Raw genomic sequence first — 593 nt, 5'->3', positions numbered from 1 at the left:
TTCATCCTCGACGCCAAGTCCGGTTTCACCCAGGGCCCGGTGGGGTTCGGCATGGACGTGCTGGGCCTGTACTCGATCAAGCTCGACGGCGGCAAAGGCACCGCCGGCACCCAGTTGCTGCCGGTCCACGATGACGGTCGTCCGGCCGATGACTTCGGTCGCCTGGGCGTCGCCCTCAAGGCCAAGGTGTCGAAGACCGAGCTGAAGGTCGGCGAATGGATGCCGGTGTTGCCGATCCTGCGTTCCGACGACGGTCGCTCCCTGCCGCAAACCTTCCGCGGCGGCCAGGTCACTTCCACCGAGATCAGCGGCCTGAGCCTCTACGGCGGCCAGTTCCGCGGCAACAGCCCGCGCAACGATGCGAGCATGGAAGACATGTTCATGAACGGCCGCCCGGCCTTCACCTCCGACCGCTTCAACTTCGGCGGCGGCGAGTATGCCTTCAACGACAAACGCACCCAGGTCGGCGTCTGGTACTCGGAACTGAGCGACATCTACCAGCAGCAGTATTTCAACCTGACCCACAGCCAGCCCATCGGCGACTGGACCCTGGGCGCCAACCTCGGCTACTTCATCGGCAAGGAAAACGGCAG

1 protein-coding gene is annotated in these 593 nt (G+C 64.6%); it reads left to right on the top strand.

The window, feature by feature from the left end; all coding sequences use genetic code 11:
• Positions 1 to 593 (top strand): OprD family outer membrane porin (locus CGA22_RS27035; protein WP_188258764.1); only part of this gene is annotated, 593 nt, incomplete at both ends.

The sequence above is a fragment of the Pseudomonas sp. PSB18 genome, assembly GCF_014596565.1.
Taxonomy (GTDB): domain Bacteria; phylum Pseudomonadota; class Gammaproteobacteria; order Pseudomonadales; family Pseudomonadaceae; genus Aquipseudomonas.
The sequence above is the reverse complement of the archived record's forward strand: the minus strand, read 5'-3'. Positions and strand labels throughout refer to the sequence as shown.